At 47.1% G+C, this 16,095-nt stretch carries 14 protein-coding genes; 9 read left to right on the top strand and 5 right to left on the bottom strand.

Translation table 11 applies throughout. The annotated features are described in order from the left end of the window. Nucleotides 1-75 precede the first annotated feature (75 nt). On the bottom strand, nucleotides 76-798 hold the full coding sequence (locus SPD80_RS05580) for a B3/4 domain-containing protein (protein WP_320828852.1): 723 nt from the start codon (nucleotides 796-798) through the stop codon (nucleotides 76-78). Between the two features lie 180 nt (nucleotides 799-978). Here SPD80_RS05580 and SPD80_RS05585 point away from each other — a divergent pair, with 180 nt between their 5' ends. From SPD80_RS05585 to SPD80_RS05595, 3 genes are all read left to right on the top strand, one after another. After that, on the top strand, nucleotides 979-1,803 hold the full coding sequence (locus SPD80_RS05585) for a GNAT family N-acetyltransferase (protein ID WP_320605943.1): 825 nt from the start codon (nucleotides 979-981) through the stop codon (nucleotides 1,801-1,803). A 79-nt stretch (nucleotides 1,804-1,882) separates the two neighbouring features. Next, a complete protein-coding gene (locus SPD80_RS05590; RefSeq protein ID WP_320605944.1) occupies nucleotides 1,883-2,662 on the top strand; it encodes a Cof-type HAD-IIB family hydrolase in 780 nt (259 codons plus the stop codon). A gap of 9 nt (nucleotides 2,663-2,671) precedes the next feature. Then, nucleotides 2,672-3,388 carry a DUF554 domain-containing protein gene (locus tag SPD80_RS05595; RefSeq protein ID WP_320605945.1) on the top strand — a complete coding sequence of 239 codons (717 nt, stop codon included), beginning with the start codon at nucleotides 2,672-2,674 and terminating at the stop codon, nucleotides 3,386-3,388. Here SPD80_RS05595 and SPD80_RS05600 read toward each other — a convergent pair. After that, nucleotides 3,366-6,389, bottom strand: coding sequence for an insulinase family protein (locus tag SPD80_RS05600; RefSeq protein WP_320828853.1), 3,024 nt, complete (start codon nucleotides 6,387-6,389; stop codon nucleotides 3,366-3,368). The genes SPD80_RS05595 and SPD80_RS05600 overlap by 23 nt on opposite strands. A gap of 125 nt (nucleotides 6,390-6,514) precedes the next feature. On the opposite strand from SPD80_RS05600, the gene SPD80_RS05605 reads away from it, so the two are divergent. After that, the gene (locus tag SPD80_RS05605; RefSeq protein ID WP_320828854.1) at nucleotides 6,515-7,570 is read left to right on the top strand and encodes a DMT family transporter; all 1,056 of its coding nucleotides are present in this window, start codon (nucleotides 6,515-6,517) and stop codon (nucleotides 7,568-7,570) included. 193 nt (nucleotides 7,571-7,763) lie between these two features. Further along, nucleotides 7,764-8,999, top strand: a complete 1,236-nt coding sequence (locus SPD80_RS05610; protein ID WP_320828855.1) for an ATP-binding protein — start codon at nucleotides 7,764-7,766, stop codon at nucleotides 8,997-8,999. Nucleotides 9,000-9,111: 112 nt separating this feature from the next. Here SPD80_RS05610 and SPD80_RS05615 read toward each other — a convergent pair whose 3' ends face one another. Next, entirely contained in the window at nucleotides 9,112-9,561 is a 450-nt protein-coding gene (locus tag SPD80_RS05615) for a universal stress protein (RefSeq protein WP_320828857.1), read from the bottom strand. Between the two features lie 164 nt (nucleotides 9,562-9,725). Here SPD80_RS05615 and SPD80_RS05620 point away from each other — a divergent pair, with 164 nt between their 5' ends. Next, entirely contained in the window at nucleotides 9,726-10,724 is a 999-nt protein-coding gene (locus SPD80_RS05620) for an undecaprenyl-diphosphate phosphatase (RefSeq protein WP_414429698.1), read from the top strand. Between the two features lie 18 nt (nucleotides 10,725-10,742). Continuing rightward, nucleotides 10,743-11,207: a low molecular weight protein-tyrosine-phosphatase gene (locus tag SPD80_RS05625; protein ID WP_320828859.1), complete on the top strand. Its 465-nt coding sequence runs from the start codon at nucleotides 10,743-10,745 to the stop codon at nucleotides 11,205-11,207. A gap of 33 nt (nucleotides 11,208-11,240) precedes the next feature. On the opposite strand, the gene SPD80_RS05630 is transcribed toward SPD80_RS05625, so the two are convergent. Together SPD80_RS05630 and SPD80_RS05635 are read right to left on the bottom strand one after the other, a co-directional pair. Continuing rightward, nucleotides 11,241-13,043, bottom strand: coding sequence for a DUF3825 domain-containing protein (locus tag SPD80_RS05630; RefSeq protein WP_320828861.1), 1,803 nt, complete (start codon nucleotides 13,041-13,043; stop codon nucleotides 11,241-11,243). Nucleotides 13,044-13,186: 143 nt separating this feature from the next. Next, nucleotides 13,187-13,405 (bottom strand): hypothetical protein, encoded by a 219-nt coding sequence (locus tag SPD80_RS05635; protein ID WP_320828862.1) that lies wholly within the window; start codon nucleotides 13,403-13,405, stop codon nucleotides 13,187-13,189. 38 nt (nucleotides 13,406-13,443) lie between these two features. Here SPD80_RS05635 and SPD80_RS05640 point away from each other — a divergent pair, with 38 nt between their 5' ends. After that, nucleotides 13,444-15,261: a heavy metal translocating P-type ATPase gene (locus SPD80_RS05640; RefSeq protein WP_320828863.1), complete on the top strand. Its 1,818-nt coding sequence runs from the start codon at nucleotides 13,444-13,446 to the stop codon at nucleotides 15,259-15,261. Nucleotides 15,262-15,420: 159 nt separating this feature from the next. Continuing rightward, nucleotides 15,421-15,912: a hypothetical protein gene (locus SPD80_RS05645; protein WP_320828865.1), complete on the top strand. Its 492-nt coding sequence runs from the start codon at nucleotides 15,421-15,423 to the stop codon at nucleotides 15,910-15,912. Nucleotides 15,913-16,095 lie beyond the last annotated feature (183 nt).

Raw genomic sequence — 16,095 nt, forward strand, 5'->3', positions numbered from 1 at the left:
GGCTATGTTTCTTAAACGTTCCCCCAACAAAGCAGCTTCTGCCTCATATGGGGTAGAAGCTGCTTGTTTTGTTGTTTATTGAGCAATAATGCAGCTACGGTTATCTGCATGTAGGCAGGTATGAGTAAGAATGGTGCCTCCGAGGTACTTCTCGATAAGCTCGGCGAGCTCAGAGAGCGCTTCTGCCAGTTCTTGAGTGCGTTGAGGGTCTATGCATTCGGTGACGATAAAGGCATTACGGGTTGTATCGGTAATGGCGGTGCGTTGACCATCGCGCCAATTAAAGCAGCGACACACCGCGCCTGCGTCGTCTAAGTACGCCAACTCACCAGGAAGCGTGGGATCTGAGCCTTCTCCCAAAGGATCAAACTCATCCCCGCCATCGGTTACTTTGAGCACAAGATTGCCAACAAAGCAATCCACATCCTCAGCTCCAAATGGCAGAGCATAGCGTAAAGAGAGGGCGTTGTAGATATCTACCAGCGGTGCAATATCGCCTACGGGATTACCTTTGGATGCACGCTTAAGAAGGTTCTCTATAGAGACGCGCGCACCTTTCTTGGTTTTAAACTTCTGATAGGCATCGCGCCAAACAGCAATAACGGCATTCTTGGAAAGCTGAGGTTCTTCTAGCCATTTGTCAGCCGCAAGATTGGCATGAGCAAGCAAGTTGTGTATGGCCTTCTTGTCTTCATTGGTTACTTCATGAGGAGTTTTAAGCCCTGTTGCCACAATAACGCCAAGCTGAGCATGGGGGAAGAGTTGCCAAAATGATTCATCCGCAATGAACTTTTGCATGGTTTTCTCCTTAATGAGATAAAGCTTGCGTGTACTGTGGTGATATGCCATAGCGTGCAGCCGTTTAGGTACATTGCTACCCCTATGCCCGAATAAGAAACACAAGTTGGTCTTTTGTGCACAAACTCATAGTACTATTGGTATACATGTGAGAAAAGATAGGTTTATACAGGAGCAGCTATGTCCATCCCACGTCGTTGCAATGAGCGTGATCGCGCTAAAGTTTTGGAATATATTGCCAAAGACCCCGAGGTGACTACCTTTATTACGGGTGATATTGAGCAGTTTGGCATGAGTGATCCCGTCAGTGTGTTTGCCTGCGTTAATGATGACGGCAGCTGGGATAGTATCGTGCTTAAGTTCTACGCTAATTTTGTATGCTATAGCCAAAATCAGCTGTTTGATGCGTTGAGCATGGCTCAGCTCATTAAAGAAGAAGCAAACGAGATGTTTTACGGCAGCATCAATGGGCCCTATGAAGTAATTTCTGCGCTTGCTCCCTTCTTCGATGACCTTTCAATAACATCTTCCAATCTTGCCCGTCTAACTGCGCTTGCTACCGATAAAATCGCGCCAGCTCCAGATGGCACTATCATCCGTCCGCTTACGGCAGAGGATTATGATGATTTGTTTGCGCTTCTGGGCAGTACCGATGAGTATCATGAGTTGTATCGCGATGCCCGTTCGGTTGCAATGGCAAAGCAACAAAAAGCAGCAGATGCAGCCCATGGATGCCTTACCTATGGAGCATTCTACGAGGGCAAGCTTGTCTCGACAGCTTCTACCAGCGCCAATAATTCTCAATCATCCATGATTGTTGGCGTGTGCACTCGTAAAGATATGCGTAATTACGGCTTAGCGACGGCCGTAGTAGCACAGGTGTGTGCAGATGAATTGGCGGCAGGTAAGAAGTTTTTGACGTTGTTTTATGATAATCCCACGGCAGGCCACATTTACAAGCGCATGGGCTTTGAAGAGGTGGCACAATACGCTATGTTGCGTTAAGTGAAGCTCTCTATAGGTGAGGCCCGCCTGACGCGCATAAAAGTATTGGCTTAACGTATCACAAGTATATGAGTGGGCAATGGCAAAGATTAAAGCTGCATTTTTTGACGTAGATGGTACGCTGTTTTCCTTTAAAGAACATGCAGAGCCTGAGTCTACGCGTGAAGCTGTGCGTAAGTTACGCGCAGCAGGTATTATGCCTATTTTGGCAACGGGTCGTCCGACCTATCAATTTGATGGTCTGGATCTTAATCCCTTTGAGACGTTTATTACGCTTAATGGTCAACTCTGTTTTTCGCCTGCTGGTGTATATCGCAATGTAACGATAAGCTCTGAAGATGTGCGCATTATTGTGGAGCGTTCTTGCGCTGGCTTACATCCCACGCTGTTCATGGAGCGTGAGAGATTTTATACCTCTGAGCACACCGACCGTGTCGGTGCGGTGGAAGAGCTGGTGGGAATTAAGTTTCCTACTGGTGAGGCTAGCTGGGCGTTAGGCAACGATATTTATCAGTTCAATATTTACCAAGATCCATCGCGTGATCAGGAGATTTTGGATTGTACTTCCAGTGTTACTATCACGCGGTGGACAGACTTATTTGCCGACGTGTTTCCTAAAGGAGGCGGCAAAGCATCGGCTGTGTCTGAGACACTGGAGCATTTGGGCATTACGCCTGAAGAGGCTATTGCGTTTGGTGACGGCGGTAATGATATATCCATGTTTGATCTGGTAGGAACTGCTGTGGCAATGGGCAACGCGTCTGATGAGGTAAAGGCTGCTGCAAATGTGGTAACTGATGACGTTGACCATGATGGCATCTATAATGCCTGCGTTCAACTTGGTCTTATCGACGTATAGCGGGGTTTCATGGTTATCTTGGGAGCACTCGTTAATGGCATTGCTGCTATTGTAGGCGGTATGCTGGGCATGCTGTTGGGTACAAAGCTCAGGCAGGATATGGGCGATTTTCTCATGGTGGGCATGGGACTATGTGTTGTTCTGGCTGGCGTGCAAGGCATGGCTTCCGGCGGCTCTGTGTTGCTGGTGACGCTTGCTATTATGCTGGGTGGTGGTATGGGCCATCTCATTAACTTAGATGGCATCATTCATCATTTTGGTGACCGCATTCAAGACCGCTTGCACGCTTTTACCGAGGGTAACCCTGCGTTTGCTAATATCTCTGCTGGTTTTGTTAACGCAACATTGGTTGTTTGCATTGGCTCAATGGCTATTGTGGGTTCACTGCAAAGCGGGTTAACGCTCAATCACTCCACGCTGTTTGCTAAGTCACTCATGGATTTGGTTATTAACATGCTATTGGCCACTACCATGGGCGCTGGCGTCATGCTTTCTGGCATTGTGGTCTTTGTTTATGAGGCGTTACTGAGTTTGGGAGCAAGTGGTATTGCTCCCTATTTAACGCAAGCAGTTATTACGCACATGTTGGCTACGGGCTCCTTGCTTTTGTTTGCTGTAGGTCTTAACCTGGCGAAGATTACCAATATTAAAGTGGCTAATTTCCTTCCGGCCTGCTTTTTGCCTATTGTATTGGTGCCGTTGCTCACTGCATGTGGATTGATGTAGTGTCCATAAGAGGAATAACAGTCAAATCAAGTTTAGAGGCATTAAGTAAAGCCTTGCTGCCAAAAACACAGATGCCACGCCGCGTTTGCAAGTTGGCAAGCGCGCTACCGCGCTTACGAATCTGGTCAACCGTGGCATGAAGTGCCTCCTCACGACGGAGTAAGCGTGTCTGAGGGTCTTGCCCGTTCAAGCGCATAAGGTCTTGTCTGCGGGCCAGAGCGCGAGGTTTAGTAGGAGCATCAAAACTAGAGACTGTGCTTACTACATAGCCGGTAAACTCATCATCACTAGGGTTCCAGTTGTTGAGCCATTCAGCAGTCTGTTCAAAGCGCTGGATTGTGGCGTCCACATTAGGGTCACGATACGAGTAGAAGCGTGCAATGCCTGTATCAGTAGTGCCAAAACCACAGCCATAAGCACCACCACGTACCCGTACCTCATTCCACAGGTAATCGAGTGAAATTGCGCGGCTGGCAACGTTCCAGATGCCATCAGAGGCACAGTTATCCGCCTGGCCGTCCATACCTTCAACTACAAATACCACGTTACCAGGAACAATAAAGGCTTCGTTCTTGATGGTTGGTTCGGGAATACATAGCTTAGGCGTAGTATTAACACTCGCGTTTGAGCCGGGGTTATCGTTGCTGCAGGCAGAGCTGAGAGCAAGGTCGCCAGCAGTCTTCCACCAAAGATCTAGTTCCTCGTCGGAGCCAGTAAAACTTAGCTCCATGTTGCCAGCAGAAAACACTTCGCAAGAAACGCGTTCAAGAATGGTAATGAGTTCGTCTGCGCGCTCATCAAAATGGTCGATAAGATCACAGAGGAAGAGATAAAAATCAACACCACTGAGTTTCTCGGCAACCAATGCGGTTTTACGGAAATAGGACAGCATTCGATTGATGGCACAAGAATGGCCTGCGCCAATAAAGGCTTGTTCCATGCTAATGCGACGCTGCTGAAGGGCGTTGAGGATACGTGGTTTGTCGTTAAATTGGGTGGAAGACCAGATTTCTATGGGAATGCATGCGGCGTAGGGGAGTTGTTGGCTCAGAGAAGCCGTGCTTACAACAAGCTTGGGATGGGCAGCGTTTGCGTCATTTACCATGCCGGTAGTTTCTACGAAGAATGAAAGCCTGCCTAAGTTGGTTTCTATGAGGGTGTCGAGTTCGGCGGCACTGTGCTCAGTGGTATCTAGCTTGCCCAATAGGTCTGTAAGGATGGTTACATAGGGAAGGTCATCCCATGCAATATTGTGCAGGTCAAAATAGCTGTAGATGTAGTTAATGTGCTTGGTGGGTACCTCATGTACATAGCTGGGGGCACCATAGTTGTCCACACGATGCATGCCAGGGTCTGGTATAGCAGCACCAATATCATCCACGCCAAGCATAGGTAGGCTCGCTAACGCTTCAGGACTGTCTGGCGCATCTTGCTCTGCACGCAACGCGTCTGCTTCGTAAGAGATGTGGGCAAGCTGCTCATTGGTGAGTGTAGCTGCGTAGTCTGCTAATTCTTTGGCTTCTGCATCTGCATCGCCCTTCTCGGTAGGAATGAGTTCAACCTGGGCAGAATGGACAGAAGAACAAATGAGCTCGTCCAGCAGGGTCTCGTACCACGTGGTTTCCAGTGCCTTATGAAGGAAGGCAAGCGCATCTTCGTAATGCAGATAGCTGGTGGGATCATTAGCATCATAAAGCCAACTGTTGAGGGACTGCATTGCTAAAGCAACTCCGTCAGGATAGTAGCCCCATTCACTTTCTCGTAGGTTAAACTCTGTCTGCGCCAAGGAGGCACGCATAAGCTGCCTGCCAATGCCCGTGTTGACAAGATTGCGGCAGGTGGAGCATACCAGTTCACGGAAGGTGTCTGCCACACCTGGCTTGGCGCCTTTGAGCTCAATGAGGATAAAGGGCTGGGCTACACTGTCCATAAGATAGCTCACCACGTCATTACCAAGATGCGCATCAAGGATTGCGCGCTTGAGTGGCGCTTCATTGGAGCCCATGAGTGCATCCATGAGGATGTCTGCACCGAGCACACGCGTGCGATCTTTTGCGCCACCAATAACAAATCCTAGTGCGACGCTGGCGTTGTCTGGTGTGGTTGCCATAGATATGCGTGCGGGAGCTGCTACGATGGGTTGCTGCAGGGGCAATTCGTTAGGCGCGCCAGCAGTACGTGTGGGTGCCGCACAGTAACGTTTATCCAAAAATGCAAGCGTACGCTTGATGTCTAAGTTACCGTAAAGCACTGTGTAGCTGTTGGGGAGTGAATAATGGCGTGCATGAGTATCGATAAACTCGTCGTAAGACAGCTGGGGAATAGCCCGAGGATTGCCGCCAGACTCAAAACGATAAGGTGTGTTGGGGAAAAGCTGACGATTGAGCTCGCCCAAGATGATTTCTTCAGGGTCAGAAAGAGCGCCCTTCATCTCGTTAAAGACGACGCCATTATATATAAGGGTCTTGCCGTCTTCTGCAAGTTCGTAGTGCCAGCCCTCCTGCTCTAAAATGCGTGGACGCTGGTAGATAGCAGGATGCAAGACAGCGTCAATATATACATCCATGAGATTAAAGAGGTCTTGCTCATTAGTGGATGCTACGGGGTACATGGTTTTATCGGGAAAGGTCATGGCGTTAAGAAATGTCTGCATAGAGGTCTTAAGCAGATTGGTAAATGGTTCCTTTACGGGGAACTTGTCTGAACCACACAGTACTGAGTGCTCCAAAATATGGAAGACACCCGTGTCATTTGCTGGTGGAGTTTTGAATGCAATACTAAACGCTTTGTTGTTGTCTGCGGTTGCCAGCCACAGGGTGCGGGCGCCCGTAGGATTATGGCGCATAATATAGGCACCACCTGCGATTTCTTCAATTTTCTCAAAGCGTTCAACGGTAAAGTTGGCAATGGTTGTGCCGTTTGCAAGTTCAGGGAATTGGGTTGTATAGTCTTGATTTGCGGCTGCATCAACTGACGTATGTAAAAGTGTGTTGGTATCCATGCGGTCCTTTCATACGTGGCAAAGATATGCCACGTGCGTGTTTGAGCACGTTGACGCTTATTTTTGTCTGGCTAGATGGTACCCTCTTTTGGGTATTAAAATCATTCCATTGGACTGGTGATAGTGTGACCAACAAGCTACCACAAGATTATATAGATGCACACGCTGCTCATACACCCAATGAGACGGGCGTGCAGCACAGAGCTTCTGAGGCCTCTGCCGCGCCTGAGGCTCTTGAGACTGCTCAGGCTGTCGAGAAAAGCCTTGATGACAGTGAAGTAAAACTCGAATCTGGCAAGACGGTAGAAAAGCGTCTGTTACGAGGCGTTCTTATTTCACTTGCGGGTGGTGCTTGTTGGGGAATTAACGGTACCTTTGTAAAGATTTTGCTTGAGACATACAACATCCCTGAGCTGTGGCTTGTGTGCGTGCGTGAGCTGTTTGCCAGCGTGTTGTTTTTGGTCACTGCTTATTGTATTAACCGTAGTGGCTTGACGGGCATTCTTAAAAATAAGAAAGACATGCTTAATCTTGCATGGATTTCTGTTGTGTCCATTTTGATGTCTAACATTTCGTATGTCATGACTATTAGTTACACCAACTCAGCTACTGCTACCGTGTTGCAGATTTTAAGCGTTGTGCTGGTGCTTTTTTATGTGTGCGTGCATAATAGGCGTCGTCCACGTGGTCGTGAGCTTGTGGGCATTATGCTGGCAATTGGTGGTACCTACTTATTGGCAACAGGAGGCAACCCCTCCGAGCTTAATGTGCCTGTTTTAGGACTAGTATGGGGTGGCATCTGTGCACTTTCCGCTGCTGCCCTTGCAATTCTTCCCAATGATCTTCTTAATAAGTGGGGAAGCTTTGTGGTCAACGGGTATGCCATGCTTATTTCTGGTCTGATGCTTGCGGTGTACGTGCAACCATGGAACTACATTCCCGCTATTGATGCAGTTGGCTGGACCTTAATTGTTTTTGCAGTTGTTGTGGGCACCTATGGTGCGTATGCCTTGTTCTTGCAGGGGCTACATGAAGTGGGAGCGGTGCGTGCCAGTATGCTTACTACTTCCGAGCCTTTAGTTGCTATGCTTTCGTCCGTCTTATTGATGGGCACAACCTTCTCTATTACTGATCTTATAGCCTTTGCCATGATTATTGTGATGGTGTATTTGACGGCGTAGGTTGTGTCTTGTGAGCTGCGCTTGTTGCTTGTGTGAACATTGTCCATAAGCCGTCTATGGGCCCACGTGACTGCATAACGCTCAAATTAGGCAGTTATGGGGGTGTTTATGCTCAAATCTGCAATGAATACCCCCATAACTCAAAGATTTTGCTATAATTTCCTTATGTAAGAAGTAGATAAGGAGCCTGAGCATGAAACTTTTTAAGCGCGAAGATTACCTTAAAAGGATTCGTGGCTTTTATCATGATGATGGCATGATTAAGGTTCTTACGGGAGTCCGTCGTTGCGGCAAATCATGTCTTATGCAAACCATTGTTCAGGAGTTGCGTGCATCGGGCATACAAGATGACCATATTGCGTATTTTGATCTTGATGCATACGGATTTCGCAAGGTAACAAGCCCAGATAATCTAGAGAAGCTCATTGAGCCGTATTTGCAACTTGATGGCATGAAGTATCTCTTTATTGACGAGATTCAAAATGTCAATAATTTTGAGGAGGTCATAAATGAGTTTCGTAACGAAGGTGGGTTTTCCATTTTTATTACGGGCTCTAATTCTTATCTTTTATCCGGTGAACTTGCAACAAAATTGACGGGCCGCTATATAGACTTTGAAATCCAAACCCTGAGCTTCAAAGAGTTTTGTGACATGAAACGCTTTTTGGGCCAGAGTGTAAACACGAATGTTGCGTTTGAGCTCGATGATTACATTATGTGTGGTGGGTTTCCTAAAGCTTTGGATTATCTCACTATGGAGGATAAGCGAGTCTATACTCGCGCGCTTATACAAGAGATTTTTGAGAAGGATATTCGCAGCAGGGTTAAGGTGAAGAACTTCCTAACTTTTACGCAAGTTCGTGATTACTTGATAAACAATTTTGGCGCTACTACGTCAATTAATAACATAGTGCGTGCTTTGAAGACTCAACAAAACATTGTGGTGAAGCGAGAGACCGTTGCCCGCTATATACAAATTCTTGAGGACGCAAAAATTATTACCAAATGCTCGCGTTTTGATGTCAAATCAAAGAAGGTTTTGCGTGGTGAGCAAAAGTATTACCTATCTGATTTAAGTTTTTACTTTGCTCTTAATACAGATAATCGCATTAACTACGGTCCTGTGCTGGAAAACATTGTGTATAGCTATGCAAAAAGCAAGGGGTATAGCATCAGTGTAGGCAAGATTGGTACGTTTGAATGTGATTTTATCCTGCGTGATAGTCAGATGGCGTATGCATACGTTCAGGTGGCAATGACCATTATGAATGACCTTGCAACAGAAGATAGAGAATATCGTCCGTTTGAGATTAGTAGGGACAATTACCCTAAGTACCTGCTCACACGTAACGACCCTATTCAAAAGCGCAACGGGGTTATACATGCAAACATTCCAGAGTTTATGCTTGAGGATGGGTTGTTTAACTAGGTGCATCTATTGAGCTGGCTTGGGTTTAAGCTCTTATATACTGTTAAAAATTAGGTAGTTATGGGGGTATATATGCTCAAATCTGCAATGAATACCCCCATAACTCAAGCATTTATTTAACAACCAAAATGTCGCAGGGGGCAGCGCGTAGCAAGAAGGTAGAGATGGATCCCAACAGCGCATATTTAATGGGAGACAAACCACGCGCACCACAAATAACTATGTCAGGCTCAATGTGGTCAAGCAGCTCTTCCTTAAGTGTTTCACGTACGCGACCATACTTTACAACAACTTCAACGCCGTTCACATCAGGGTCTTGTTGTGCTGCCTCGACGGTTTTCTCTATAGACTTGCGGAAGAGGGCTTCAAGCTTAGGAATGAGGTCAACAGGATAGGTACCTGCGGTTTCTAGCGCGGTAGAATCCATAACGTGGCCAATGTATAGCTTGGCATGATTGTTTTTTGCTACAGCAATGGCACGGTCCAGTACGGCATCCTGTTCCTCGGTACCATCCAGTGCAACAAAAACTTTTTTATAGCCTAGATTCTCATAGCGTGCCATAATGCCTCCTCCATCCGTGGAGTTGTTGTTATAGATATCCTACCCCTGTTGCGCTGTTGGTATTTAGGATTTTTGTTAGTGGTTACACAAGCGACCTTTACGGGTGGCTTTGCGCGTAACATGGAAAAGAAAAGAGTCAAAGGCGGCAGGCTGGTACCTGCATAATGTCTCATCAAGGAGAGAAGTTCGTGGATCTGCTTATAGAAATTCTTAAATCCATTCTGTTTGGCATTGTGGAAGGTATTACCGAGTGGCTGCCTGTTTCATCCACAGGTCATATGTTGCTGTTGGGTCAGTTTGTAAAACTCAATGTAAGCAAGGATTTTTGGGACATGTTTTTGGTGGTCATCCAGCTGGGTGCCATCCTTGCGGTTGTAATCTTGTTCTTTAGCAAGCTAAATCCTTTATCGCGCTCTAAAGATGCTGCCGAGCGCGGCAACACTTGGAAGCTCTGGGCAAAGATTGTTGTTGCTTGTGTTCCTGCTGCTGCTATTGGTATTCCTTTGGACAATTGGATGGAAGACCATCTTGGCAGCCCCTTTGTTATAGCAGGTGCTTTGATTGTGTATGGCATTGCGTTTATTGTTATCGAGAAACGCCGAGAAGTTCGTGCACAATCATTGCTTGCGCAGGGTGAAGGAGCTGTTGCAGCAGCTCTTGCGGGCATGGGAAGTAAGGCGGGGTCTGCAACTCCCAAACACATGGCAACCCCTCCTGTATCTGAGTTGAGCGTGTCTGAGTTGGCAGATACGGACGCAAAGATTACTGACGTGTTCCAGATGACCTGGCCTGTAGCGTTGGGCATTGGTGCCTTTCAGGTGCTCTCTATGATTCCTGGCACGTCTCGGTCTGGCTCTACTATTATTGGCGGCTTGCTGTTAGGTTGTTCTCGTGCGGTAGCTGCAGAGTTTACCTTCTTTTTGGCAATTCCCGTTATGTTTGGTGCAAGCCTGTTGCGTTTGGTGAAGTTCTTCCTTAAAGGTAACGCATTTACCAACCCTGAGCTTATGATTTTGGGTGCTGGTTGTTTGGTAGCGTTTGTACTCTCTTTACTTACCGTACGTTTTCTTATGAGCTTTGTAAAACGCCATGACTTCCAGCCTTTTGGTGTGTATCGCATTGTGCTGGGCATTGCGGTTATAGCGTACTTTGTCCTAGCATAAGCGTGCTAAGAGGTTGCGATGATTCGTATTTTATTTGTTTGTCATGGCAATATTTGCAGATCAACCATGGCACAGTATGTCCTGCAGGATTTGGTAGAAAAGGCTGGTTTGGCTAATCAGTTCTTTATTGATTCTGCTGCTACTTCTACAGAAGAGTTAGGCAATCCCGTTGACCCTCGCACGCGTTACCAGCTGGAACAGAAAGGCATTGCGTGCGGTAACCACCATGCACGCCAAATGGCGAAGGCAGATTATGCAAACTTTGACTACCTTATTGGCATGGATTCCAATAATCAACGCAACATGATGCGTTTGCTGGGGTCAGACCCAGACAATAAGGTTTCTTTACTGCTCGCATGGACGGGTTCTTGCCGCACCATTGCAGACCCCTGGTATGCAGGGGATTTTGCAATCACGTTTGATGCTGTGCTTGAAGGCTGCACTGCACTTCTGGCGAGGTTGTCAGCTCAAATACATGAGTGAGGCAGGTTGCGTTAGCGCTGTTAGCTCTGTCAGTTACACCAACCAGCTGGGGAGCTCAAGGCTGATGGTTTGTGCAGCGCCGCGAGCAATCCTATAGCTAACTACGTTTATAAGTTCATAGGTTTTCTCGACAGGTTTAAGGATAAGGGCATGACCTTCAAGTCCTGCAGCATGAGCGGGCAGAGCAAGCAAAACTTGGTTGAGTTTGGTGCTGTAGACCGGAGCAATGAGTCGATAGCTGCGTTTTGCCCTCATGAAGGTGGCAGCGCAGGCATCAAGAAAGTCCTGCTTTGACAGCGTGTTTACAACAGTACCGGGCAGGATGCTTGCAAGTTGTTTGGTCGGGATGGTAAGTGAGGCATCTTGTGCAATACAAAGTACCTGCGCACTGAGGTCAAAATTGGGAGCTTTGGGCACCTGTGGGAGAGCGGAAAACTTTTCTCCTAAACCAGGTGTTTGAGTTGTGCTAAAGCCAGCAAACTGCCAAGGGGTTGTTTGTGTAGAGGGCGTAAAACACAGATAAATATCCTCATTATAGGGCGTGAGAAGCCCCGTATTATAGGCAGCAAAGTCGTTTGTGAGAGACTGAACGAGTGCATTGTCTTGCTGTGCTCGATAAAATACAGCGCTTAGATATGAGCAAAGTTCAGCAGAGAAGAACGATGTAGTGGGAGCAAAATCTTTAAGTGCTACAGTTACGTTTTCCCAGCTACCCATCAGCGCAAACTGTGCTAGTTCATCGAGAGCACTTGCTTGTGGCTGTGCCGAGATTTGTGCGGCACAAAGATCGTCGGAAGCACAATATGGTGCTGAAGCCGTGTTGGTTGTGGGCTTATTGGAATGGGTGATATTTACAACTTTCCATGATTTACCAGGGGCAAATGTCTTGCTTTTTTGAATGGTAACAGTAGGATTACCAGAGGCCATCAGCGCAAAAGAAACACTGCTGCGAGTCCCGGTAAGAGCGCCAGTAGAGCGTGCATAATTCCAACTGCTTTGCAGCAGCTCAAGAGCATCAGTATTGGCAGGTACAAGCTCATAGATTTTTTGGAGCATATCATTAGGACAGACAACATCAGTGGTGAAATGCTGCGGCAAGGTGGACTGTAATACCACAGGAATATATGCTTCTACCTGCGAGGGAGCTGCAAAAGTCTGAGCAGGGACGGCAGGTTCACCGGTGTGCTGCTGAGGTGTATGAGTAATGTTTAGAGAAATCTGGGGCAGAGGCGTGAAGAGTGGCTCTTGTGGGACAAGATGAGGCTCGGGTGTTATGTCGGACTCGGGAGCAAGTTCAGGCTCGGTCTCAGTCTTGGTCTCAGGTTCAGACATGAGCTCGACTTTTGCTTCAGGCTCAGGCGTAACTTCAGAAGCAGGTTCGAGCTTAAGTGCGGGTTCAGGTACAGGAGTAGGCTCAGCTTCAGATACGGACTCAGGAGCGGACTCAGACACAGCCTCAGGAACAGGCATTTCCTTGTGATAGGGTTTTTGCGGGCGTAAGGCTTTTGTGCCACGCTTACGTTTCCACGGTTTGCCTTTTGCGGCAGCTTTGTCAGCGGTGCTAGGTTCGTCGATTTTATCGAGAACAGCATCAAAGTCTTCGTGAGGCATGATAGTTACAAAGACGCGACCCTTTTTAAAAACGGTTAGTTTTATAAACTCGGGAAGTGCCTCCATGAGCGTAGTGGTATCTGCGCAATCCAAGTCCGCTGGAACAATACCGTCAGCCAGAAGCGTGGCTTCAACATCTGATAGGGGAGTTTGCCTATTGCAACCCAGCTCTTGTTTAAGGAGTTTGTACAGGTAAAGAGCGTTATTTGTAGAAATAGTAGCCATGAATGACCTTTCGTATAATTCCAATCGCTTTAAGCATAAAGGACATTGACGGGCAGCGTGCCCACTTTTAAATAATTATCACTGCCTCGTTGCTTGACAGCTATCTCTATGAGGAATACGATTGTTCATGAATATATGAGCAATTATTCATATATAGAGAAGAACGGGGATGCAGATGTCTTGCTCTTGCCATACTGACCATCACAACCACAATGCAAATACTCAGGTCCAGCACACTCATGAGGGTGGGCGTCATCAGGCATGTTGCAACCATACTCACCATCATGATCATGAGGATGCTTGCGGCTGTGGCTGCGGGCATACTCACGCGCATGGCACAGAAGAAGGGAGTAACGTTCCATGCATCCTTGCTTCGGCACTTTTGTTAGCAGCTGCTTATGTGCTTACTAAATTGGTAGAGCTTCCCCTTGTAGTGCAGTTATTGGCATACCTGCCAGCATATTTGGTTGCTGGATATGATGTGCTGCGCGAGGCAGGGGAGTCTATCATCGAGCGCAAGCCTTTTAATGAGTCTCTTCTTATGGCCATCGCAACCCTTGGCGCAATGTGCATAGGGTTTATTCCGGGTGGTGCTCCAGAGTTTGCAGAAGCTGTTTTTGTTATGCTGTTCTTCCAGGTAGGAGAGGCATTTGAAGATGCAGCTCAGGGTAAGAGCCGAGATGCGGTGTCTGCGCTGGTAGACATTAGGCCCGATGTGGCAAACCTGTTAGTAGATGGAGAAGTGCATGAAGTGTCTCCTGCACAGGTACACCCTGGCGACATTCTTGTGGTCCGACCCGGTGAGCGCGTGGCACTCGATGGTGTTGTAGTAGATGGCACATCCAATTTGGATACCGTAGCGCTTACTGGTGAGTCTGTACCACGTAGCGTTGTGGCAGGAGACAGCGTGCTGTCTGGTTGCGTTAATCTAAATGGCGTTTTGCAGATTCGCGTAACCAAAGAGTTTGGTGAGTCTACTGCTTCTCGCATCCTTGATTTGGTAGAAAACGCTTCCAAGGGTAAATCTACTTCCGAACGTTTTATTACACGCTTTGCTCGCGTGTATACCCCTATTGTGGTGGCTGCTGCGCTGGTAGTTGCTGTTGTGCCCCCTGCGCTGTCAGGAGATTTTGGTGCAAACTTTACCCCTTGGCTGTTGCGCGCTTTAACGTTTCTTATTGTGTCATGCCCCTGTGCACTGGTTGTCTCGGTACCGTTATCCTTCTTTGGCGGTATTGGTGCAGCATCTAAAAAAGGCGTGCTTATCAAAGGGTCTAATTATCTTGAAGCCTTGGCTCATGCGGATACTATCGTCTTTGATAAGACGGGTACGCTTACCCGTGGCGTATTTAAGGTGCGCGTTGTCCATCCAGAAAACATTAGTCCTGATGAACTGCTCCATCTTGCTGCTCACGTAGAACGGCATTCCACACACCCCATTGCCGCTGCCTTGCGCGAAGCCTACCCCAATGAGCAAGATGCTTGCATTATTTCTCATACCCAGGAGCGTGCCGGAGAGGGCATTATTGCACAGGTTAACGAGAAAACCGTAGCGGTTGGTAACAATAAACTTATGGATGACATAGGTGCTCACTGGCATGAGTGCAGCCTTGGCGGAACTACTATCCATGTAGCAATTGACGGCATATACGCCGGTCATCTTGTAATTTCTGATGAGGTAAAGCCTCATGCTGCACAGGATATAGCATCGTTGCGCAAGCTAGGCGTGCATAAGACAGTTATGCTTTCTGGTGATCGTGAAGAGGTTGCTGCAGCTGTGGCTCAAGATCTTGGTTTGGACGAGTATCGAGCTAACCTGTTGCCTGATCAAAAGGTTGCCAAAGTAGAGGAGTTTCTTACCGCTATACCTGCCGAGAAAACACTTGTCTTTGTAGGCGATGGCATAAATGATGCACCTGTTTTAGCTCGCGCTGATGTGGGTATTGCTATGGGCGCCATGGGTTCTGATGCCGCAATTGAAGCAGCTGACATTGTGCTTATGGACGATAGTTTGAATAGCATTGCGGATGCTATAACACTGTCTAGACGTACAGTGAGCATTGCTCGCCAAAATATTGTCTTTGCCATTGGTGTTAAGCTGCTTATTCTTGCTTTAGCCGCGCTTGGACTGGCTCCTATTTGGCTTGCCGTCTTTGGTGACGTGGGCGTTATGGTGTTGTGTGTGCTTAACGCCTCAAGGACCTTGCAGGTTAAGTAAGCTATAGTGCCGTGTAGTATGGTGCTGTATAGAGCAATTTTAACGCTTGGTCAAAAAATATAACCATTCACCGAGGTTTACTTTTTAGTGAGCTGAGCATAGCAAACAATAATAACTAAGTTATTGTTGCGAGTTATAGGCTGTGATGTCAGGAAACACATGAGTACTCTACTTTCTATAGCCAAAAAAGTGTCCTCAGTCATAATAGCTTTATTGGTGCTCGCTCTCATTTTCTTTGTTGTAGAGCGTGCTAGTGTAGCATTTTTGTATATACAAGGTCCCAGTGAGGCGGCTGTGCACGAGGAAGCGAGTAACTTTTTTCGGGACGATCCTTTTACTCTTGCATATGTGGACAAAGATAAAAACAGCACTGTTCGATACCATTTTGTGGCAAAAAGTAAACGTGGAATTATTCTAGGACGTCGGGTTGTTGTTTGTGAGTTTCGATGGTTTGCGGCCTTTAGTGCTGGAGATAAGGATGGCGGCATGCGCATACCTTTTATGCCTCCTATCCTTTTTGATGTGAGGCCTGCGGGCTGGTATTACGACTCGATAGAACCCACCCTCAGCTCTATAGATAGATTCATGGATGATATTAGACGGGCGCCAAATGCAAGTGGGTCATATGAGGCTTACATTTTATTGAGATAAACGGAGAGAACAATAATAGAGATGACCACAAATATATAAGAGCAAAACCGCAAAGAGAATATGGGGTGGTACTTCAGTTTCGCTTGTTTTTAGAGCGAGTTTTAGAGCGAAATTGCCTATTGCGTAGATTAGTAACTGTACCCTCCATGCCATGGGGGATATAGGTAAGTTCAGATAAGTCCT

The organism is Atopobium sp. (genome assembly GCF_034113385.1).
Lineage (GTDB): Bacteria > Actinomycetota > Coriobacteriia > Coriobacteriales > Atopobiaceae > Atopobium.

Excerpts from the sequence above, each read along its gene's own strand:
- SPD80_RS05585 (WP_320605943.1), top strand. The coding sequence starts at position 979 with ATGTCCATCCCACGTCGTTGCAATGAGCGTGATCGCGCTAAAGTTTTG.
- SPD80_RS05600 (WP_320828853.1), bottom strand. The coding sequence starts at position 6,389 with ATGGATACCAACACACTTTTACATACGTCAGTTGATGCAGCCGCAAAT.
- SPD80_RS05590 (WP_320605944.1), top strand. The coding sequence starts at position 1,883 with ATGGCAAAGATTAAAGCTGCATTTTTTGACGTAGATGGTACGCTGTTT.
- SPD80_RS05630 (WP_320828861.1), bottom strand. The coding sequence starts at position 13,043 with ATGGCTACTATTTCTACAAATAACGCTCTTTACCTGTACAAACTCCTT.
- SPD80_RS05635 (WP_320828862.1), bottom strand. The coding sequence starts at position 13,405 with ATGGAACGTTACTCCCTTCTTCTGTGCCATGCGCGTGAGTATGCCCGC.
- SPD80_RS05580 (WP_320828852.1), bottom strand. The coding sequence starts at position 798 with ATGCAAAAGTTCATTGCGGATGAATCATTTTGGCAACTCTTCCCCCAT.
- SPD80_RS05615 (WP_320828857.1), bottom strand. The coding sequence starts at position 9,561 with ATGGCACGCTATGAGAATCTAGGCTATAAAAAAGTTTTTGTTGCACTG.
- SPD80_RS05620 (WP_414429698.1), top strand. The coding sequence starts at position 9,726 with ATGTCTCATCAAGGAGAGAAGTTCGTGGATCTGCTTATAGAAATTCTT.
- SPD80_RS05610 (WP_320828855.1), top strand. The coding sequence starts at position 7,764 with ATGAAACTTTTTAAGCGCGAAGATTACCTTAAAAGGATTCGTGGCTTT.
- SPD80_RS05645 (WP_320828865.1), top strand. The coding sequence starts at position 15,421 with ATGAGTACTCTACTTTCTATAGCCAAAAAAGTGTCCTCAGTCATAATA.
- SPD80_RS05625 (WP_320828859.1), top strand. The coding sequence starts at position 10,743 with ATGATTCGTATTTTATTTGTTTGTCATGGCAATATTTGCAGATCAACC.
- SPD80_RS05595 (WP_320605945.1), top strand. The coding sequence starts at position 2,672 with ATGGTTATCTTGGGAGCACTCGTTAATGGCATTGCTGCTATTGTAGGC.